Annotated in this window: 17 protein-coding genes; 5 read left to right on the forward strand and 12 right to left on the reverse strand. The window is 63.5% G+C overall.

Features of this window, described 5'->3' with window-relative positions; translation table 11 throughout:
• Positions 1-13: 13 nt before the first annotated feature.
• Both urtB and urtA read right to left on the reverse strand, forming a co-directional pair.
• Positions 14-1,972 carry an urea ABC transporter permease subunit UrtB gene (urtB, locus tag G0A00_RS16010; RefSeq protein ID WP_164185005.1) on the reverse strand — a complete coding sequence of 653 codons (1,959 nt, stop codon included), beginning with the start codon at positions 1,970-1,972 and terminating at the stop codon, positions 14-16.
• A gap of 86 nt (positions 1,973-2,058) precedes the next feature.
• Positions 2,059-3,348: an urea ABC transporter substrate-binding protein gene (gene urtA, locus G0A00_RS16015; RefSeq protein WP_164185007.1), complete on the reverse strand. Its 1,290-nt coding sequence runs from the start codon at positions 3,346-3,348 to the stop codon at positions 2,059-2,061.
• A gap of 488 nt (positions 3,349-3,836) precedes the next feature.
• On the opposite strand from urtA, the gene G0A00_RS16020 reads away from it, so the two are divergent.
• The 4 genes from G0A00_RS16020 (at position 3,837) to G0A00_RS16035 (ending at position 7,860) form a co-directional block, all read left to right on the forward strand.
• On the forward strand, positions 3,837-5,261 hold the full coding sequence (locus G0A00_RS16020) for a circularly permuted type 2 ATP-grasp protein (protein ID WP_164185009.1): 1,425 nt from the start codon (positions 3,837-3,839) through the stop codon (positions 5,259-5,261).
• Positions 5,262-5,265: 4 nt separating this feature from the next.
• Entirely contained in the window at positions 5,266-6,219 is a 954-nt protein-coding gene (locus G0A00_RS16025) for an alpha-E domain-containing protein (RefSeq protein WP_164185010.1), read from the forward strand.
• A complete protein-coding gene (locus tag G0A00_RS16030) occupies positions 6,216-7,046 on the forward strand; it encodes a transglutaminase family protein (protein ID WP_164185011.1) in 831 nt (276 codons plus the stop codon). Before G0A00_RS16025 ends, G0A00_RS16030 begins: the two co-directional genes overlap by 4 nt.
• A gap of 91 nt (positions 7,047-7,137) precedes the next feature.
• Positions 7,138-7,860: a peptidase gene (locus G0A00_RS16035; protein ID WP_164185013.1), complete on the forward strand. Its 723-nt coding sequence runs from the start codon at positions 7,138-7,140 to the stop codon at positions 7,858-7,860.
• Positions 7,861-7,962: 102 nt separating this feature from the next.
• On the opposite strand, the gene G0A00_RS16040 is transcribed toward G0A00_RS16035, so the two are convergent.
• The 9 genes from G0A00_RS16040 to G0A00_RS16080 all read right to left on the reverse strand — a co-directional run bounded on the left by G0A00_RS16040 (position 7,963) and on the right by G0A00_RS16080 (position 14,802).
• A complete protein-coding gene (locus G0A00_RS16040; RefSeq protein ID WP_164185014.1) occupies positions 7,963-8,487 on the reverse strand; it encodes a chemotaxis protein CheD in 525 nt (174 codons plus the stop codon).
• Positions 8,484-9,518, reverse strand: a complete 1,035-nt coding sequence (locus tag G0A00_RS16045) for a CheB methylesterase domain-containing protein (protein ID WP_164185016.1) — start codon at positions 9,516-9,518, stop codon at positions 8,484-8,486. Before G0A00_RS16045 ends, G0A00_RS16040 begins: the two co-directional genes overlap by 4 nt.
• Before the next feature lie 311 nt (positions 9,519-9,829).
• A complete protein-coding gene (locus G0A00_RS16050) occupies positions 9,830-10,189 on the reverse strand; it encodes a chemotaxis protein (protein ID WP_164185018.1) in 360 nt (119 codons plus the stop codon).
• A gap of 2 nt (positions 10,190-10,191) precedes the next feature.
• A complete protein-coding gene (locus G0A00_RS16055; RefSeq protein ID WP_164185020.1) occupies positions 10,192-10,578 on the reverse strand; it encodes a response regulator in 387 nt (128 codons plus the stop codon).
• A 9-nt stretch (positions 10,579-10,587) separates the two neighbouring features.
• On the reverse strand, positions 10,588-11,454 hold the full coding sequence (locus G0A00_RS16060) for a protein-glutamate O-methyltransferase CheR (RefSeq protein WP_164185021.1): 867 nt from the start codon (positions 11,452-11,454) through the stop codon (positions 10,588-10,590).
• The gene (locus G0A00_RS16065) at positions 11,451-11,918 is read right to left on the reverse strand and encodes a chemotaxis protein CheW (RefSeq protein WP_164185023.1); all 468 of its coding nucleotides are present in this window, start codon (positions 11,916-11,918) and stop codon (positions 11,451-11,453) included. The genes G0A00_RS16060 and G0A00_RS16065 overlap by 4 nt, the downstream gene beginning before the upstream one ends.
• Positions 11,911-14,049 carry a chemotaxis protein CheA gene (locus tag G0A00_RS16070; RefSeq protein ID WP_164185025.1) on the reverse strand — a complete coding sequence of 713 codons (2,139 nt, stop codon included), beginning with the start codon at positions 14,047-14,049 and terminating at the stop codon, positions 11,911-11,913. The genes G0A00_RS16065 and G0A00_RS16070 overlap by 8 nt, the downstream gene beginning before the upstream one ends.
• Before the next feature lie 10 nt (positions 14,050-14,059).
• On the reverse strand, positions 14,060-14,434 hold the full coding sequence (locus G0A00_RS16075; protein ID WP_164185027.1) for a response regulator: 375 nt from the start codon (positions 14,432-14,434) through the stop codon (positions 14,060-14,062).
• Positions 14,431-14,802 (reverse strand): hypothetical protein, encoded by a 372-nt coding sequence (locus tag G0A00_RS16080; protein WP_235953330.1) that lies wholly within the window; start codon positions 14,800-14,802, stop codon positions 14,431-14,433. Before G0A00_RS16080 ends, G0A00_RS16075 begins: the two co-directional genes overlap by 4 nt.
• 305 nt (positions 14,803-15,107) lie before the next feature.
• Between G0A00_RS16080 and G0A00_RS16085 the strand changes: the two genes are divergently transcribed.
• Positions 15,108-16,775 carry a thiamine pyrophosphate-dependent enzyme gene (locus G0A00_RS16085; protein WP_164185032.1) on the forward strand — a complete coding sequence of 556 codons (1,668 nt, stop codon included), beginning with the start codon at positions 15,108-15,110 and terminating at the stop codon, positions 16,773-16,775.
• A gap of 84 nt (positions 16,776-16,859) precedes the next feature.
• Here G0A00_RS16085 and G0A00_RS16090 read toward each other — a convergent pair whose 3' ends face one another.
• Positions 16,860-17,948 carry an exostosin family protein gene (locus tag G0A00_RS16090; protein ID WP_164185029.1) on the reverse strand — a complete coding sequence of 363 codons (1,089 nt, stop codon included), beginning with the start codon at positions 17,946-17,948 and terminating at the stop codon, positions 16,860-16,862.
• Positions 17,949-18,185 lie beyond the last annotated feature (237 nt).

The following is an 18,185-nucleotide window of genomic DNA, read 5'->3' on the forward strand; positions in this document are numbered from 1 at the left end:
GATTTGTCCATGATCAATCTCCCGCCGCGCGGCCCTTGAGGGCGACGATGCCCTTTGGCCGGAACTGGATGAAGAGGATGATGAAGAGGATCATATAGGTCTGCGCCGCCAGCGTGTTGCTGGGGTTCATCCACTCGATGCCCTTTTGCAGGATGCCGATCAGCGCGGCGCCCGCGAGTGTGCCCCAGACGTTGCCGACACCGCCCACGACCACGGTCATGAAGCTCTGCACGATGTAATTGGCGCCCATCTCCGAGGTGACCTGCGCATAAAGGCCGATGGCGATGCCCGCGATGCCGGCGATGCCCGAGCCGAGGCCGAAGGTCAGCATGTTGATCTTGTCGGGGTTGATGCCCATCGAGGCGGCCATGCCGGGGTTCTGGGTGACCGCGCGGACCTCGAGGCCGATGCGGGTCTTGTTCAGGATGAACAGGATCAGGCACAGGAACACCAGCGCCAGCACGAAGATCGCGATGCGGATATTGGCGATGCCGGCGACGTCGTTGATGATCCACGCGCCGTCGAGCCAATGCGGCGAGGTGAGCGGGCGGGCCTGCGTGCCGAAGATGTTCTTGGCGAGCTGCTGCAGCGCGATGGAGATGCCGAAGGTCGCCAGCAGCGTCTCGAGCGGGCGGTGATAGAGCCAGCGGATCACCAGCCGCTCCATCGCAACACCCGCGGCGAAGGTGATCATGAAGGCCAGCGGCAGCGCGACGATCAGCGACAGCGTGTAATCGGGGATGATCTGCTGCACCACGTAACCGGTATAGGCGCCCATCATGATGAACTCGCCATGGGCCATGTTGATCACCCCCATGACGCCGAAGGTGATGGCAAGGCCGATGGCGGCGAGGAAGTAGATCGAGGCGAGCGACAGCGAGTCGAGGCCAAAGTCCAGCGCCTGCCACATGCCGACGCGGGTGCGCACGCTTTTCAGCGCGTCCTCGGCGGCGGCGGTGATCGCCGGATCGGCTTCGGTGTATTCCTCATAGAAGACGTGGGAGGCGAGGGCGGTCTCGCGGTCCTCTTCGGTGACGCGGGGCGGCACGGTGCCGGCCTCGGCCAGCGCGGCATAGGCGCGCTCGCGCCCGGCCTCGGTGCCAAGCTGGCCCACCGGCACACCAACGACGGCACCGCCGTCGATATTGGCGGTGAGCGCGGCTTTGATCTGCTCGCGGCTCTGCACCGGCCGCGCCAGATCGGCGCTCACGAGCCGGGCATAGGCCTCGGCCTCGGTCAGGTCCTCGCCGGGGATCAGCTCGCGGGCGATATTGGCCCCCTCGGGCAGGGTCTCGGCGACGCCGGAGCGGCTGGTGAGGATTTGGTTGAGCACCGCGCGCACGTCCACGCTCAGCTCGGAAGACAGTGCCTCGATGGCGGCGATGCGGGCCTCGGGCGTCGCGCCGAAACTGGCGGTGAGCATGCCGTCGAGACGCTTCTTGCGGGCCAGAACGCCGGGGTCTTCTTCGGTCTCGATGGAGGCGCGCAGCGGCTCGATCTGATCGGCGGAGGGGCTGCGGGCAATGGAGTCGAGCGCGGCGATACGGTTGGAGATCTCGGGGTCCGACAGCTGGAACTGCACTAGCGCGCTGGCGATGACCCGGCGCACGCCGCCATTGGGGCGGATCTGATCCAGCTCACCGCTGGGGGCGGTGCCCGCGCTTTCGCCGGTCGCCACATCGGTCAGCGCAAAGCCGTCGCCGTCCTTCTTGGCGTAATAGAACTGCCCGTCGCTTTCGCGCTGATAGACCTCGCGGTCGGCCCAGGCCTGCAGGAAGGCTGGAACAGCGGGATCGCCGGAGCCGACGAGCGCGCCGATGAGATCGCCGACGGTCTGACGACCGGGCTTGGCCACCTCGTCGGAATATTGCTGCAGGATTGCCGTGAGGCCCGTCTGCTGCGCCAGTGCCGCGAGCGGCGCGGTGATCAGGCAAAGCAGGAGCGCAAGGGCAGGCAGAAGCGCGCGCGGCATGGACGGCCCCCGGATAAAGATACGGAATAGTCGGAACGAAGGCGCGGGCGCGCAGAGTGAGGCGCGCCCGCAGGGAGGTGTTCAGATCAGTAGTTCGACTGGATCTGCACGCAGGTTTCGGTCTCGGTGTTGTACATACCGCACTCGAGATCTTTCCAATCGGACTTCAGAACCGCGGAGTCGGGCAGGAAGTCGGTCCATGCGTCGCCCGGAACCGGATCGGTTTCCGAGATTATGTCGAACTGACCATCGGCGCGGATCTCGCCGATCAGCACCGGCTTCGACAGGTGGTGGTTCACACCCATCACGGCGGTGCCGCCGGTCAGGTTCGGGTACTCTTGGCCCCACATCGCCTCGCGCACGGCATCGACATCGGTGGTGCCGGCTGCGGTCGCCGCGTTCACCCACATGTTGAAGCCGATGTAATGGGCTTCCATCGGGTCGTTGGTCACGCGGCTGTCGTCGCCGATGAACGCGTGCCACTCGTCGATGAACTCGGCATTCGCGGGAGTGTCTGCGGTCATGAAGTAGTTCCACGCGGCGAGGTGGCCGACGAGGTTCGAGGTGTCGAGACCCGAGAGCTCTTCTTCACCGACCGAGAACGCGACAACGGGGATATCGTCCGCCGAGACGCCCTGCGCCGCCAGTTCCTTGTAGAAGCCGATGTTGGCGTCGCCGTTGATCGTCGAGATCACGCCGACCTGCTTGCCGTCGGCGCCGAGCGCGACCACGTCGGACACGATGGTCGACCAGTCGGAGTGGCCGAAGGGGGTGTAGTTGATGAAGATGTCTTCCTCGGCGATGCCCTTATCCTTGAGGTAAGCCTCGAGGATGCGGTTCGTGGTGCGCGGATAGACATAGTCGGTGCCCAGAAGGGCGAATTTCTCGACGCCAAGCTCGTCGAGGAAGTAATCGGTGGCCGGGATCGCCTGTTGGTTCGGGGCGGCGCCGGTGTAGAAGACGTTTTTCGAGCTTTCCTCGCCCTCGTACTGAACGGGGTAGAAGTAGAGCGCGTTGAGCTCTTCGATCACCGGCAGCACGGCCTTGCGCGAGGCAGAGGTCCAAGAGCCGAAGATCACGTCGACCTCGTCGTTGGAGATCAGCTCGCGCGCCTTTTCGGCGAACAGCGGCCAGTCAGAGGCAGGGTCTTTCACCACGGCTTCAAGTTCGCAGCCCAGCAGGCCGCCGGCCTGGTTCTGCTTGTCGATCAGCATCAGCATGGTGTCTTTCAGCGTGGTTTCCGAAATTGCCATGGTGCCGGAGAGCGAGTGCAGCACACCCACTTTGATTGGGCAGTCGACGTCCTGCGCCGAAACCGCACCGGCCGAGATCATGGCAAGAGCTGCCACGCTGGAAAATTTCATTGCTTTGATCATGTTCTACATCCCTAGAGAGCGGTCTCTTCGGGCCCCGCACGGAACGGCTCTTGTGGCCGGTGATCTGGGCGGGTCCTCCTCCGCTTCGATTATCGTTGTGCCGCTGGCGGCTGCCCTGTTCCGGACTTTGACCGCCGCGGCTCCCCGTTGCTGATGCGCCGTTTTGCGGCGCTCCCTTCGGATACCTAAGGCCGGGCACCGCGCCACTTGCTTTCCGTTGGGGAGCCGCGGCTCACGGCGCCGTGATTAATTTCGAGGCGGCGTGATTGATGGGTGTCTAATTTTTGTGCGTAATGAATGCGCATTCAGCGCCATTTTCCGGCAAACTCCGGCTAAACTGAGGTGAATACTCACAAGATCGGATTCGACATGGCGAAATCGCTCTTTTTTTGGGCAACCAAATTGGTGCCAAGATTGTTTTTCGACATGAGGGGCTTTTCCTCCGGTCGCGAAACATGGAACGTGAGCCTCAGAGCGAAGGGATTATTATGAGCGCCACGAAGCCAGCGATTTTCAATGAGATGTTGAGCGGCGACGATGTTCGCCCGGCCTATCAGAATCTGGAGAAATGGTATCGGTCCATGCCGGCCGAACTGCGCAGCCTCAAACAAAGCGAGGCCGAGGCGCTGTTCCGGCGGGTCGGGATCACCTTTGCCGTTTATGGCGAAGGTGGGGACCCCGAGCGGCTGATCCCGTTCGACATGTTCCCGCGTGTGCTGACCGCGCTGGAGTGGCGCAAACTCGATCACGGCGTGCGGCAGCGGGCCGCGGCGCTGAACGCCTTTCTGGCCGATGTCTATGACCGCCGCGAGATCATCCGCGCGGGCCGAATCCCCGAACATCTGGTCACCAACAACGAAGCCTTCGAGAAGGCGGCCATCGGCTTCCGTCCGCCGCGCGGCGTGTTCAGCCATATTGTCGGCGTCGATCTGGTGCGCACCGGACCCGATCAGTTCTACGTTCTGGAAGACAACTGCCGGACGCCCTCGGGCGTGAGCTACATGCTGCAGAACCGCGAGATCATGATGCGCATGTTCCCGCAGCTGTTCATGGAAAGCCGCATCCGTCCGGTCGATGGATATGCTGGCCTGCTGAAAAAGACGCTGGCTTCGGTCGCGCCGCAGAAATGCCAACGCGAGCCGAATGTGGTGATCCTCACCCCGGGCCAGTTCAACTCGGCCTATTACGAGCACAGCTTCCTTGCCGACCTGATGGGCGTGGAACTGGTCGAAGGGCAGGACCTGTTTGTCGAGGGCGATTTCGTCTGGATGAAGACCACCGAGGGCCCCAAGAAGGTCGACGTGATCTATCGCCGGATCGATGACGCCTTCATCGACCCGCTGTGCTTCAAGCCCGATTCCATGCTGGGCGTGCCGGGGCTGATGAGCGTCTACCGCTCGGGCGGCGTGACCATCTGCTCGGCCCCCGGCGCGGGCGTGGCCGACGACAAGGCGATCTACACCTATGTGCCCGAGATGATCCGCTTCTATCTCGGCGAGGAACCGATCCTCGAAAACGTGCCCACATGGCAATGCGCCAAGGCCGACGACTGCAAATACGTGCTCGAGAACCTGTCGGAGCTTGTGGTCAAGGAAGTGCATGGCTCGGGCGGCTACGGCATGCTCGTCGGGCCGAAATCCGACAAATCGACCATCGAGTCCTTTGCCGCGAAAATCCGCAAGAACCCCGAGAATTACATCGCCCAGCCGACGCTGGCGCTCTCGGCCTGTCCCACGTTCGTCGAAGAGGGGATCGCGCCGCGTCACGTCGACCTGCGCCCCTATTGCCTTGTCGGCGAGAACATCGAGCTGGTGCCCGGCGGCCTGACCCGCGTGGCGCTGACCGAGGGCTCGCTCGTGGTGAACTCGTCGCAGGGCGGCGGGGTCAAGGACACCTGGGTATTGGCGGAGTGACGACATGCTGAGCCGGACTGCAGATCACCTTTACTGGATGGCGCGCTACATCGAGCGCGCCGAAACCACCGCCCGCCTGCTGGAAGTTGGGGCGCGCAACGCGCTGCTGCCCAACGCCACCGGCGGCTATCGCAACGACTGGGAGGCCGTGCTTCTGGCCAAAGGGGCGCTCGAGCCCTTCATCGAGAAGTACAAGGACACCAACCAGCGCAATATCGAGACCTTTCTGTTCTTCGATGCCGACAACCCCAGCTCGGTGTTCTCCTGCCTTGCCGCAGCGCGCGAGAATGCCCGTGTCGTGCGCACCGCGCTGACCGCGCCCGCGTGGGATGCGATCAACTCGTCGTTTCAGGAACTCAGACAGCTTCAGCGCACCGAGCGCAGCAAGCTGATGGTCACCGATCTTTGCGAATGGACGCTGCGCGCCTGCCAGTTGATCCGCGGCGCCATCATGTCGACGCAACTGCGCAACGACGGTTACGACTTCATGGGCATCGGCACGACCATCGAGCGGGCCGACAACACGGCCCGGCTGATCGACGTGAAATACTACGTGCTGCTGCCTTCGGTGAATTACGTCGGCTCGGGGCTCGACCAGAGCCAATGGGCGCTGCTGCTGCAGTCGATGACCGCGCAGCGCGCCTTCAACTGGAGCTATCAGGGCGAAATCACCGCCGCCAAGATCGCGCATCTGCTTATCCTCAACCGACGCTTCCCGCGCTCGCTGCGGGCCTGCGTGCAATGGTATTGCGAGCATCTCGACGATCTGGCCGACAACTACCAAAACGGCACGGAGGCGCAGGAGGTGGCGCATAAGCTGCTGGACGATTTGCGCAATGCGACGGTGGACGATATCTTTGAAGAGGGGCTGCACGAGTTCCTTGCCCGGTTCATGACCCGCAACGCCGAGGTCGCGACCACCGTGCACAATGTCTACCTGAGTGGGATGCCGGCATGAGACTTTCCGTCCGCCATATCACCCGTTACCGCTTTGATCAGCCGGTGCGCGGCATCGTGCAGTCGCAAAAACTCTGGCCTGCGTCGAGCGCGGGCCAACGCATCCTGTCGTGGGAGGTCACCTCCGAAGGCGCGCAGACCGGCGCGGAATTCGTCGATGGCGGCGGTGACATGATCCGCCTTGCCACATGGCGTGGCCCGCTGACCGAGCTTACCGTCGAAGTGCTGGGCGAGGTCGAGACGACCGATCTGTTCGGCGTTCTGCGCGATCATCGCGAGCGGGTGCCGCCTTCGGCCTATCTGCGCCCGACGCGGCAGGTCGAAGCCGATGCCGAGCTGAAGATGCTCTCTGCCGTGGCGCTAAAGGGGATGGAGGGGGCAAGCGCGCTCGACCGTGCCCATGCGCTGAGCCGCGCCGTTTCGGGCGCCATTGCCTATAAACCGGGCGAGACGCAGCCGCACACCACCGCCGCCGAGGCGCTGGCGGGAGGCGTCGGCGTGTGTCAGGACCACGCCCATGCGCTGATCTCGGTGGCGCATGCGGCGGATATGCCCGCGCGCTATGTGACCGGTTATCTGCAGGCGAACGAGGATGGCAGCCCGCATGAGGCCAGCCACGCTTGGGCCGAGATCTGGGTGCCCGAACTGGGCTGGGTTGGCTTCGACGCCGCCAATGAATGCTGCCCCGATGACCGCTACGTGCGGCTCGGCTCGGGCTATGACGCGCTCGACGCCGCGCCGATCCGCGGGCTGGTGCAGGGCGGCGCGCCCGAGGAGGAGCTGGAGGTCGAGGTCGTGGTGACCGCGGGCCAACAACAGCAGCAATAAGCGCGCGACCTATCCGTTCGTTCAGGATTGCGACGCTAGGGTAGGGCGGCTATATCAGTGCGCTGCTAGCCTTCAAGGGACTCAGGGACAGATGACATATTGCGTCGGATTGCTGCTGGATGCGGGCGTTGTCCTGCTGTCCGACACGCGCACCAATGCGGGGCTCGACAATATCGCGACCTACCGCAAAATGTTCCTGTTCGAGGCTCCCGGTGAGCGGGCGATCGGGATCATGACGGCCGGGTCTCTGTCGATCACCCAGACCGTCATCGCGCGCCTGAACGAGGCCAATGACGATCCCGACTCGGATCGCTCCATCCTGCGCGCCAGCGGCATGTTGCAGGTGGCCGAAATCGTCGGTGCCACCCTGTCTGACGTGACCTCCGAGGTGTCGGGCAAGATGGAGCGGATGAACCAGAACGCCACCGCCTCGATGATTGTGGCCGGCCAGCGTAAGGGCGGACCGATGCGCATGTTCCTCGTCTATCCCGAGGGCAATTTCATCGAAGCGACGCCCGACACGCCTTTCCTGCAGATCGGCGAACATAAATACGGCAAGCCGATCCTCGACCGCGTCATCTCCTCCGAGACCACGCTCGCCGACGCCGAGAAGGCGGTGCTGCTGTCGATGGATTCGACGCTGCGCTCGAATCTCAGCGTGGGCATGCCGCTCGATTTTGCGGTGATCGAGCGCGACGCGCTGGCGGTCACCCGTCGGCGGCGGATCGAGCCCACGGATGAGGCGTTTCAGAAGATGAGCCACGACTGGTCCGAGGCGCTGCGCAACGCCTTTCAGGAAATCGACGCGGTCTGATCCTCGGCGATACGGCGGGCCTAAGTGCGTGCAGACTGCTGCGTGCCGGCTGGTGCGCGCGTTCCGGCTGGAGCGGGGGGCGGATTGCATGTGTGCCGGTTCTCAGAACAGGGTGATCTCCGTCTGCGGTGGCTTGGGCGGCGTGATCGGCGCGACCGCCTCGATCTCGCCGGGCACGATGAACTGCCGGACACGCCCGTCCGTCGCCCAGAAGCGGATGCGCCGCGCCGATGTCCCCCCGGTGCTTTCCGAGGCCAGAGGGATTGCTTCGTTCTGCAGGAATTCTTTGGCAAAGCGCACGTTCGAGGCACCAATGTCGCGCAATTGGCTCAGCATATTGGCGCCGCCAAAGAGCTTTGCCGTAAGCCGTGTCTTGCGGGCTCCGCATTTCAGCAGCCCGTTGATCAGCAGTTCCATCGAATAGGCCCCGTAGCGCACATTCTCTCCTTCCTTTCCGGCGCGCGCCGGCAGGAGGAAATGGTTCATTCCGCCCACTCTGGCCTCCGGGTCGGTGAGGCAGACGGCGACGCAGGATCCCAGAACCGTCGACAGAACCTCGGTTGGGGCGGAGGAAATCCGGTATTCACCCTGGATGACGTTCACCAGTTTTTCGGCACTCTCGGTCATGGCGCGGATCTCCTTCCACAGTGGCTGGGGGCATCCGCCGCGCAGGCACGCAAAAGCGCGGGGCCGATCTCGGGGAGGGGCAAGGTCGATTGCGCCGCGCCCAACTCGCGCGCGGCGCGGGGCATGCCGTAAACGATGCAACTCGCCTCGTCCTGAGCGATGGTGGTCGCGCCCGCCTCGCTCAATGCTTTAAGCCCCTGAGCGCCGTCGCGCCCCATGCCTGTGAGCAGGGCGGCCACCGCGCGCGACGCGCCGGGCAGGGCGGAGGTAAAGAGCGCGTCCACCGACGGCATATGGCCGGAGATCGGCTCGCCCGCGCGAAGGGCGATGCGCATCGGCTTGCCGCCCGCGAGATGCAGATGCGCGCGGCTGCCCGCCGCGATGACCACCTGCCCGTGGTCTACCCTTAGACCATCCCGCGCCGGGCGCACCTCGGCAGCGCATTGCCTGTCCAGAAGCCGGGTAAGGCTCTCGCCGAAGCCGCCGCCAGTGTGCTGCACGATGAATGTCGGCGGGCAGTCCTGCGGAAAGGACGAAAGCACCGTAAGCAAGGCGTCGACGCCGCCGGTCGAGGCGCCAAGCAAAATGAAGCGATTGCCCCTCGGTCCCGCTGTGGCGAGGGGAGGCGGAGCCGCGGGCGGTCCGCGTCGGCGTGTGGTGCGCGTTAGCGTGCGCAGTTCCGCGGTCAATTGCTCGGGCAGAATACCGGGGTCGATGGCAAAGAGGTCTGATCTCTTGTCCCAAGGGCTCGCAGGTGCGCCGGGACGGGGCGCGCTGCGTGCCTTGATCACCAGCCATCGCACATCGAGCGCTGCAAAGAGGGCGCGCATGACTTCGAATTCGGGCTGCATGGCGAGACTTTCACCGATGAGCACTGCCATAGGTTCCCGTTCTTCGACGGCGGTGTAGGTCGTCATCAAATCATGGGTCTCGGCGATCAGGTGAACAGCTTCTGAGCCGCGCAGCCCCGCCGCGATTTGCCGGCGCAGCGCCAGATCGGTGTGGGCGAGAATCAAGGATATCTTCGACATCAAATGCGGCCTCCATGGCCTTGAATGGCGGGCGCTAGCACCCGATCACATGCACATGCGTCCACCGTTTTTTGCTTAGGGCTGATCCCCAAGGCGCTACTTTGCACCTCCCTCGTCGAAGGTCGCGTATTGGCTCGGGCTTTCGCTGGGGAGCCAAATGCTGGTGCAGGGCCGGGCTCACGACGCTGCGGCCAGCATGTTGCCGCCGCCCTCCCACTTGCCAGCGTTCCGGTCTTTGGCGGGTCGCTGTAAAGCGTCCGGCAGCGCTCGCTGTTGCATTTCGCCGTGCTTTGCTGCGCTGACCGGGCGCATCAGAACATTTCCGGGGCATTGGGTTTCAAGGTTTCGTTCTTCGCGCCGCCAAGTCGCGCGGCAAGCTCGCGGAGCGGAATTCGGCTCAGTGCTTCTTGCAGGTCCAGCGCGACCTCTCCATCAAGCTGCCGGGCAAGCCGTTCCACATATCCGGCCAGCGCCTCGGTCGATTGCGCAAGCACATCGAGTTCCTGGAAAGCCGTGATCGCGACAGAGCCGAGCCGCGCATCGGCACTGTCGGAGTAGAGATGCTCCATCCCATGCTCGAGCCGCTCAAGTCGCTGCTGGAGACGGCGGATCTCTCGAGATAGAAGCCAAGTCGCCTCATGGGCGGTAAGAGAAGCGCTGATGCTGGTCATCGTCAGAGGCGCCCCACCACACTTTCGATGCATTGCTTCATTGCCAAGGAGGTGAAGGGCTTTTTTATCATATTGTTGAGCCCCAGTTGTTTGGCCTGTGTGACCATGTCTGGTGTCGGCTTTCCGGTCACCAGGATGAACCCGATCTTCTGTGTAGCGCGATTCTGGCGCACTGCCTTGAGCAGGGCGAGCCCATCCATATTCGGCATGTTGAAATCGGAGAGGACCAAGTGAACGGGGCTGGCCGCGAGGCGGGCAAGCGCCTTACTGCCGTCATTTTCGGTGATGTAATTGCTGATCCCAATTTCATCGAGGGCTTGGGTGATGAGGCCGCGGCTGGTCGCCATATCGTCGACAACCATGATGCGCAGCGAATCCTTTAAACTCATCTTCTCCTCCTAGGTCGGCTGTGCCGAGACGGGCAGGACGCGCTTGCGGTAGGTGGTGACGCCAGCGGTTGCGAACTCATGCGCGGCGGGTCCGGAAAGGCGTTCTGAGTGGCCGATGAACAGGAATCCTCCTGCCCGCAACATGGCGGAAAAGCGGGTCCAGAGCCTTTGTTGGGTATCCTGGTCGAAATAGATCGCAACGTTGCGGCAGAAGATCGCATCGAAAGGTCCTTTGAAAGGCCAGTCACAGATGAGGTTGAGCTCGGCGAAGCTAATTATCCGCTTCAAATCCTGACTAACTTCCACATGCTCTGGCTCGCCGGATGCGGGGGATAGCCAGCGGCTTTGAAACGGTGGGGGAACAGCGGAACAGTCTTCTCGTGGATAGCGGCCGCGCCGCGCGCGCCGAAGGATCGCGGGGTCTATGTCCGTGGCAAGGATTCGCAAATCCGGGGGCAGCGAAGAAAACCCGTCGAGCAGTGTCATGGCAATCGAAAACGGTTCTGGGCCGGAGGAGCAGCCCGCCGACCAGATTCTGACCCGGCGCTGTTTGGCGAGTTCAGGCATCAGAACGTCGCGTAGCGTGTCGAAATGATGTTTTTCGCGAAAAAAGCTGGTGACATTGGTGGTGAGCGCAGAGACGAGTTCGAGCCGCTCATCGACCTCATCGGCGCAATCAACAAGCTTCATGTAGTCATGAAAGGATGAAAGGCTGCGGGCCCGAAGGCGTCGAGCGAGGCGGGAATAGACAAGCGGCTTCTTGCTGGCAGCAAGACTGAGGCCGAATTCCGCCCGTGCCAGGCGTGCGAGCGCTTCGAAGTCGGCGTCGGAGAACGAAAACTCCTCAGGCATTTCGGCAGTAGCGGCCAGGCTCATGCGGCACCCCCCCCGTCTTGGTCGAGGACTGCGTCAAGATTGACCACGCGCACCATGGTTTCGCCGACGGAAATCACGCCGAGAATTGCTTGGCGCGCCGCGTCGGACTTCATGTCCGGAGTTTCTTGAATTGACGACTTCGCTACGGACAGAATCTCGGAAACAGATTCCACCAGAAGGCCAATTGTAGTGCCCCCGGCCGCTGCGACGATGACAACGTTGCGTTCATTGTCCGGAGTCTCGCCAAGCCCGAAGCGGGCGGAAAGGTCAAAGATCGGTATGACCGCTCCGCGCAGGTTCATCACGCCGAGCACATCGTCCGGTGTGTGCGGCAGTTTGGTGACCGGGGTCCAGCGGCGGATCTCGCGGATTTGCATGATCTCGAGGCAGAAACTCTGGTTTCCAGCAGAAAATGTGATGAATTCGAACTGCGTCTCGGTCGGTCCCTCGTCGGCGTCAAGCATGGCGAAGCTCCAGTTTCGGGGGGGTGATCGCGGGGAAATAGGGTGCGGCGGGCTGCAATTTGACGACTTCCTCAGGGTCGAGGATCAGGGCGATCTTGCCGTCGCCGAGGATCGTCGCGGCCGAAACGCCGGGGATCGCGGCGTAGTTGCTCTCAAGGCTCTTTATGACGACCTGCCGCTGGTCGTGGATGGCCTCGACCCTCAGCGCGGTGAGGCCTTGGCTTTCAGTGCTGACAAGCAGGAGTACCCCTTCTCCCGCGGCCTTTCGCGTGGCTGCGAGACCGAGGTTAAATGCAACATCGACCACAGGCACATAGGCGCCACGCACCAAGATCACCACGCCTTTGGTCCCGACAGCGTGCAAGTCGCGCTGGCTTGGGCGGATGGTTTCGATGATCGAGGCGATTGGGATGACCATCGTCTGATCCGCGACGGAGATCACGAAGCCGTCCATCACCGCCAAAGTGAGGGGAAGAACGATGGTGAATGTGGTGCCCGCGCCAGGCGTGGAGGCGATTGAGACCCGTCCGCCGAGCGCGGCGACCGCGTTTTTCACCACATCCATTCCGACGCCGCGCCCCGAGAGGTTCGAAACCTCGCTGGCGGTGGAGAAGCCGGGCAGGAAGAGGAGATTGTCGATTTCTGCTTCGGACAATTCCGCCTCGGGCGCGATCAGCCCTTTCTCGATCGCCTTTTCCAGGATCCGGGCGCGATTGAGCCCTGCGCCATCGTCGGCGATTTCTATGAAGACGCTGCCCGAACGGTGCGACGCAGAGAGCCGGATGGTGCCCACTGCTTCTTTGCCCGCCTCTGCACGTCGGTCGGCCTTTTCCAGCCCGTGATCAACCGCGTTTCGCACCATATGCGTGAGCGGGTCGGCAAGCCTTTCGATCACCGTTTTATCGACTTCGGTGGAATCGCCGACGGTCACAAGCCGGGCTTTCTTGCCTGTTGCCTCTGCTGCCTCGCGCACGATGCGCGACATGCGCTGAAAGAGCGGTTTCACCGGCTGCGCTCGGATCGCCATCACCCCTTCCTGAATGTCACGGGCCAGCAGCTTGTAGGCTTCCAGCTCGTTGGTCAGATGTGCCACCGCTGGCAGTTCCAGTTCTTCGATGCGCTGGGAGATCATTGCCTGATTGATGATCAGCTCGCCGACCGTGTTGATGAGCCGGTCGACGCGTTCGAGGTCTACCCGCAGCGTGGGCCTTGGTCCGCGCGCTTCGCCGCGCGCCTCGGCCAGCCGTGCTTCGGGGGCGTCAGCGGGAATGCTGCGGGCATCCAGCGCGGGCGGAGGAGCTGCCGAGCCAGCCTCTGACGGCGCGCTGGGCTGGGCCGGGGTGGGGGTGTCGGGCATTTCGCCGTCGGTCTCGCGGATGTCGAGATCGCATAGGGATTCCACAAACTCGAAAATTTCGTGGAGCACGGTCTCGGGCTCTGCGGTTTCGAGCAGAATGGTCCAGGACATCACCGCGCCATTGGGATCGAAGGCATCGAATTCGGGCAGGCCCGAGAGGTCCGCCGTGACCTGTACCTCGCCAAGCTCTGCCAGCGCGTCAAAGAGCAGCAACGGCTCATGGCCATTGGCGTAGAGGGCCGGCGTTGGCTTGAAATGAATCCGAAAGCGGCGCAGGGCCGCGCCTTCGCTCTCGGCGTCCGGTTCGGTCTCGGACGGCTCGGCAAGGTCTAGCGGAGCTGCGTCGAATGCGAGGGTCAGGGCATCGAAGCTGAAGCAGTCATCCTTGTCCGCCTCGCCGAGGTAGCTGTCCAACTCCTTGAGGATCGTGGCCTCGGACTCGGCATTGGGTTCGCGCTCGTCGCGCGCTGCCTCGACCAGATCGGCAAGCTGATCGCCAGAGCGGTGGAAGAGATGCATCAGCTCTTCGGTGACCTTGAGTTCGTGGCTGCGGACCTTGTCCATCACCGTCTCGAAGGTGTGTGCAAAGCTGACCAACCGGTCGAGGGCGAAGGCCCCGGCGCCGCCCTTGATTGAGTGCACGGCGCGGAAGACGGCGTTGACCACATCCATGTCGTCCGGGTCCTGCTCCATGGAGGAGAGCCCTTCCACCAGCGCTTCGAGCAGTTCCTCGCATTCCTCGAAGAACGTATCGCGGATCGAATTTCCCGACATTGTCTTGCTCCTACGCCATATGCCCGGTGAGCCGGCGCAAAACCGACACCAACGACGCATCGTCGAAAGGTTTCACGATCCAGCCGGTCGCTCCTGCGCTGCGCGCCCGCGCCTTGAGATCGGCACCGCTTTCGGTGGTCAGCACGATGATCGGGACGGTGGTGCGGTTAGGGCCGTTGCGCAGCTCTTCGATCACCCCGAACCCGTCGAGATTGGGCATGTTGATGTCGGTGATCACCACGTCGGGCTCGACTTCGGAGAATTGTTCGACCCCTTCGACGCCGTCGCAGGCCGAATGGAACTCGAAGCCCGCGCCTTCGAGCGAGACGCGCAGCAAGTTGCGGATCGTGCGGGAGTCGTCGATCGCAAGGACCTTTGTCGTCATTGCTCTGCCTCCTTGCCGGTCGGGCTGGCCATGGTGGAAGTTTCGGCGAAATCGGAAGTGGTGGTTTCGGCGCTGGCGGAGCCAGCGCGGCGCCCCGGCGGATCGAAATGGCCGGGAGAGAGACCGAGCCGTTCCAGCCCGGAGCGGAAAGATTCGGTGATCTCGGTCAGCGAGAAGGGCAGGGTTTCCGCCGCCCATTGCTTCTGCGCCACGAGCAGGATCTGCAGCCGGTGCGCATCGAGCCGCAGGACATCGCGGACGGAGATCGAGACCGGAGCATGGCGCGCCCCGAGCAGGAAGGGGACAAGCGGGTCCTCGCCATTGCGGTTGCGCGCAGGGTCGAGCACGTGGCTGTGAAGCTCTGTCATCGCGAATTCGGTCCTTTCCCACGGGAGCGCCTGGGCCGCCCGCAGCCTGATCACCAAAGCTTTGCCCAAGGGCCCGTGCGAGCCGGTATCGCGCGTGCAATGCGGCAAGGGGGGGCTGCCCCGATGCACGGCCTGCCGGTGCCCGCACAGGCCCCTGAACAGGATCGAGAACTACAGGTCGGGTCTTAACAAAGCGTTCTGGCGCGCGGGGAAACTGGTTCAGCGGCTTTGTGCGGGGCCGTGCTTGCATCCGTCGGGCCGGGAGCGCACAAATCCCCAAACACAGCCTGGCAGGGAGCGGGATGATGACGCGGAACGGTGGAGAACTGGTGGTGGAGTGCCTGATGGCACTGGGGGCGACACGCGCCTTCGGGGTGCCGGGGGAGAGCTATCTGGCGGTGCTCGACGCGATGCATGACACCGGCGGCAAGCTCGATTTCGTGCTCTGCCGACAGGAGGGGGGTGCCGCCTTCATGGCGGCGGCGCATGGCAAGCTTACCGGCAGCCCGGGCATCTGCATGGTCACCCGTGGTCCCGGCGCGACAAACGCCTCGATCGGGGTGCATACGGCGATGCAGGACAGCGTGCCGATGATCCTGCTGGTGGGGCAGGTGGCGACCGACATGAAGGAGCGCGAGGCGTTTCAGGAATTGGACTATCGCGCGGTCTTTGGCCCGATGGCGAAATGGGCGACCGAGATCGAACAGGTTGAACGTATTCCCGAAATTCTCTCCCGCGCATGGATCACGGCGACCACCGGGCGCCCCGGTCCGGTGGTCGTGGCGCTGCCCGAGGATGTGCTCATGGCGCAAACCGACACGCCCGCGCTGAGCGGCCCGGCCAAGGTCTACCCTGCCGAGCCTTCGGCGGATGCGATGGCCGAAACCATCTCGCTGCTGCAACAGGCGCAGCGGCCGCTCATCGTGCTTGGGGGCGCGCATTGGGATGGTCCCTCGCGCGCCGCGCTGCAGGGCTTTGCCGAGGCCTCCGACATCCCGATCATCACCTCTTTCCGCTATCAGGATCAGGTCGACAGCGCCTCGCCCTGCTTCTGCGGCGATGCAGGCGTGGGGATGACCGCCGGGGTCAAGGCGCTGCTGCGGGACGCCGATGTGATCCTCGCGCTGGGGACGCGCTTTGGCGAGAATATGACCGATGGCTACACGCTGCTCGAGGTGCCCGAGCCGCGCCAGAAGATCATTCATGTGCACGGGTCTGACCGCGAGATTGGCAAGGTTTATCAGCCGGTTCTGGGTATTCATGCCGATCCCGGACGTTTCGTGCAGGCGCTGCCCGCGCATGTTTCGGGCAAATGGACGGCTTGGCGGTCCGAGGCGCGCGCGGCCTATCTCGCCTTCATCGACAAGGCACCGGCGCAGCCCGGACCGGTCGATATGGTGGCGGTCTGCCGCCACATGCGCGAGGTCTTGGGGACCGATCTGGTGCTGACCAACGGCGCGGGCAATTTCACCGTCTGGCCGACCCGCTTCTTCAGGTTCCGTCCGGGGATGCGGATGCTGTCGCCGCAGTCCGGGGCTATGGGCTACGGTGTGCCTGCGGCGGTGGCGGCTAAACTGGCGCGGCCCGAGTCCACGGTGATCTGCTTTGCCGGGGACGGCGATTTCCAGATGACCGGCCAAGAGCTTTCGGCGGCCCGTCAGGCCGGGGCCGCGGTGATCGTACTGGTGCTCAACAACGGCACCTATGGGACGATCCGCGCCCATCAAGAGCGCGAATTCCCCGAGCGGGTCAGCGGCACCTCGATCGTCAATCCCGATTTCGCGGCGCTCGGGCGGGCCTACGGCCTGCATGGCGAGCGGGTGAGCAGCACCGAAGACTTCGCCGCCGCCTTCGAGCGCGCGCGCGCCGCGCCGCATGGGGCCGTTCTGGAGTTGGAGATCGCCGCCGAGGCGCTGACCCCCTATCGCACGCTCAGCGAAATCCGTGCCGGGGGGCTGGCCGCCAAGGCCTGAGATCCGGCGCACGGGCCTGCAAAACCGCATGGAGCCTCGCGCTACAGGGGCTCCATGCGCATCCTTTCAGTCCTCAGCGGGGCCTCAGTTGGGCTGAAAGTGGCGGTAGAAATTGCGGAAGAACCCGTCAGGCGACAGCCACTCCTCCCAGACTTCGCGCACCCGCTTTTGCTGATCGACGAAAGCCTCGTCGCTGAGGCCGCGGTGATGGGCCAGAAGGATCTCACCCGCGCGGTCGTGCTGATCTTCGGGCACCCAGATGAGTTCTTTGTGCCAGTCGATCAACCCGTCGTAGGGCAGCACGCATCCGGTATCGAAGAAAAGCGGCGGTCGCCCGGCTGCCATGATCTCGTAAAAGCGCAGGGAGTAATTGCCGATGCCGCGGACGCAGAGGCTATAGTCGCAGTCGCGCAGATTGCCGAGAAAGACCTCCAGCGCGCTCTGTCGCGCCTCGGTTTTGGCGTCTGCGCTGGCTTTCTTGTCGGCACCGGCGAAGAAGTCGCCGCGCAACAGGAACTGCGTGTCGATCCCCGGCGTGTCGAGAAGCGTCTGCACAGCTTTTGCGCGCAGGAACTTGTGGCGGAAACTCTTGCGCAGCGAGGCCGAATAGCCGCCCATCCGGCGCTCGGACAGCCGAGGGAGGGAGGTGCGGGCGAACTGGACCGCCCGGGTCTTGGCGCGGGGCCTCATGACATGGCCGCAAAAGCCGATCGACGGGCTTTCCTGCTTTTCACGAAGTGGTGCCGGTCCGTTCATGTGATCGGGGACCCAAGCGGGAAGGCCGAACTCGTTCGGACGGCGATCCTCCTCAACCGTCGGAGTGAACAGCAACGCGTTGGGCGCGGGAAATTTGTAGTCGTAGTCGCGCTCGTGAAAGACGATGATCTGCTTGCCTGCATCAGCCGCTTTCTGGGCGAACCGCAGGGCGATCTCGGTGGTGCCATCGGCAAGATAGCGGTGCCACGTGCTGGGCAGCACGGCAAATTGCGCCTCTTCCATGGTGTCCACGAGGTCGAAATAGCCCTGACCATTGGTCTTGTATGCGCCGAAGACGTTGGTGCCTTCGGTCCAGAACGTCGCTTCCTCGTTGCCGAGGAAGGGGATCAGCATGGCGCAGTGCATTCGATTCACGGGGGAGGCATATTCAGGATCGGTAAAAAGTCGCAGACGCATGAAAACTCCGGTTTGTACAATCTTGCCGCCGCCGGAACGGAGGACTCCTGAAGAAATATATTTAAAAATTCATATGCGTTGCGTTGGTCAAAAAGAACCGCGCGAGAACAAGTTAGGAGAGGTGTTTTGAATTGGCAAGCGTTGCCGACGAGGGTGGCGGCAAGGTTGGCCGTGCCGAACGAGTCTAGGGTCAGGATTCATAACCAGTAGATGACGAGGGCGGCTAGAGCGACGGCC

This window comes from Salipiger sp. PrR002, assembly GCF_010500775.1.
In the GTDB taxonomy this organism is placed as follows: Bacteria; Pseudomonadota; Alphaproteobacteria; order Rhodobacterales; family Rhodobacteraceae; genus Salipiger.

What these genes read in the sequence shown, in the direction of transcription:
- G0A00_RS16065 (WP_164185023.1), bottom strand. Translation starts at nt 11,918, where the DNA reads ATGCTTGACGCCGACGAGGGACCGACCGAGACGCAGTTCGAATTCATC.
- G0A00_RS16090 (WP_164185029.1), bottom strand. Translation starts at nt 17,948, where the DNA reads ATGCGTCTGCGACTTTTTACCGATCCTGAATATGCCTCCCCCGTGAAT.
- G0A00_RS16085 (WP_164185032.1), top strand. Translation starts at nt 15,108, where the DNA reads ATGACGCGGAACGGTGGAGAACTGGTGGTGGAGTGCCTGATGGCACTG.
- G0A00_RS16060 (WP_164185021.1), bottom strand. Translation starts at nt 11,454, where the DNA reads ATGAGCCTGGCCGCTACTGCCGAAATGCCTGAGGAGTTTTCGTTCTCC.
- G0A00_RS16035 (WP_164185013.1), top strand. Translation starts at nt 7,138, where the DNA reads ATGACATATTGCGTCGGATTGCTGCTGGATGCGGGCGTTGTCCTGCTG.
- G0A00_RS16020 (WP_164185009.1), top strand. Translation starts at nt 3,837, where the DNA reads ATGAGCGCCACGAAGCCAGCGATTTTCAATGAGATGTTGAGCGGCGAC.
- G0A00_RS16040 (WP_164185014.1), bottom strand. Translation starts at nt 8,487, where the DNA reads ATGACCGAGAGTGCCGAAAAACTGGTGAACGTCATCCAGGGTGAATAC.
- G0A00_RS16030 (WP_164185011.1), top strand. Translation starts at nt 6,216, where the DNA reads ATGAGACTTTCCGTCCGCCATATCACCCGTTACCGCTTTGATCAGCCG.
- urtA (WP_164185007.1), bottom strand. Translation starts at nt 3,348, where the DNA reads ATGATCAAAGCAATGAAATTTTCCAGCGTGGCAGCTCTTGCCATGATC.
- G0A00_RS16075 (WP_164185027.1), bottom strand. Translation starts at nt 14,434, where the DNA reads ATGACGACAAAGGTCCTTGCGATCGACGACTCCCGCACGATCCGCAAC.
- G0A00_RS16070 (WP_164185025.1), bottom strand. Translation starts at nt 14,049, where the DNA reads ATGTCGGGAAATTCGATCCGCGATACGTTCTTCGAGGAATGCGAGGAA.
- urtB (WP_164185005.1), bottom strand. Translation starts at nt 1,972, where the DNA reads ATGCCGCGCGCGCTTCTGCCTGCCCTTGCGCTCCTGCTTTGCCTGATC.
- G0A00_RS16045 (WP_164185016.1), bottom strand. Translation starts at nt 9,518, where the DNA reads ATGTCGAAGATATCCTTGATTCTCGCCCACACCGATCTGGCGCTGCGC.
- G0A00_RS16055 (WP_164185020.1), bottom strand. Translation starts at nt 10,578, where the DNA reads ATGAGTTTAAAGGATTCGCTGCGCATCATGGTTGTCGACGATATGGCG.
- G0A00_RS16080 (WP_235953330.1), bottom strand. Translation starts at nt 14,802, where the DNA reads ATGACAGAGCTTCACAGCCACGTGCTCGACCCTGCGCGCAACCGCAAT.
- G0A00_RS16025 (WP_164185010.1), top strand. Translation starts at nt 5,266, where the DNA reads ATGCTGAGCCGGACTGCAGATCACCTTTACTGGATGGCGCGCTACATC.
- G0A00_RS16050 (WP_164185018.1), bottom strand. Translation starts at nt 10,189, where the DNA reads ATGACCAGCATCAGCGCTTCTCTTACCGCCCATGAGGCGACTTGGCTT.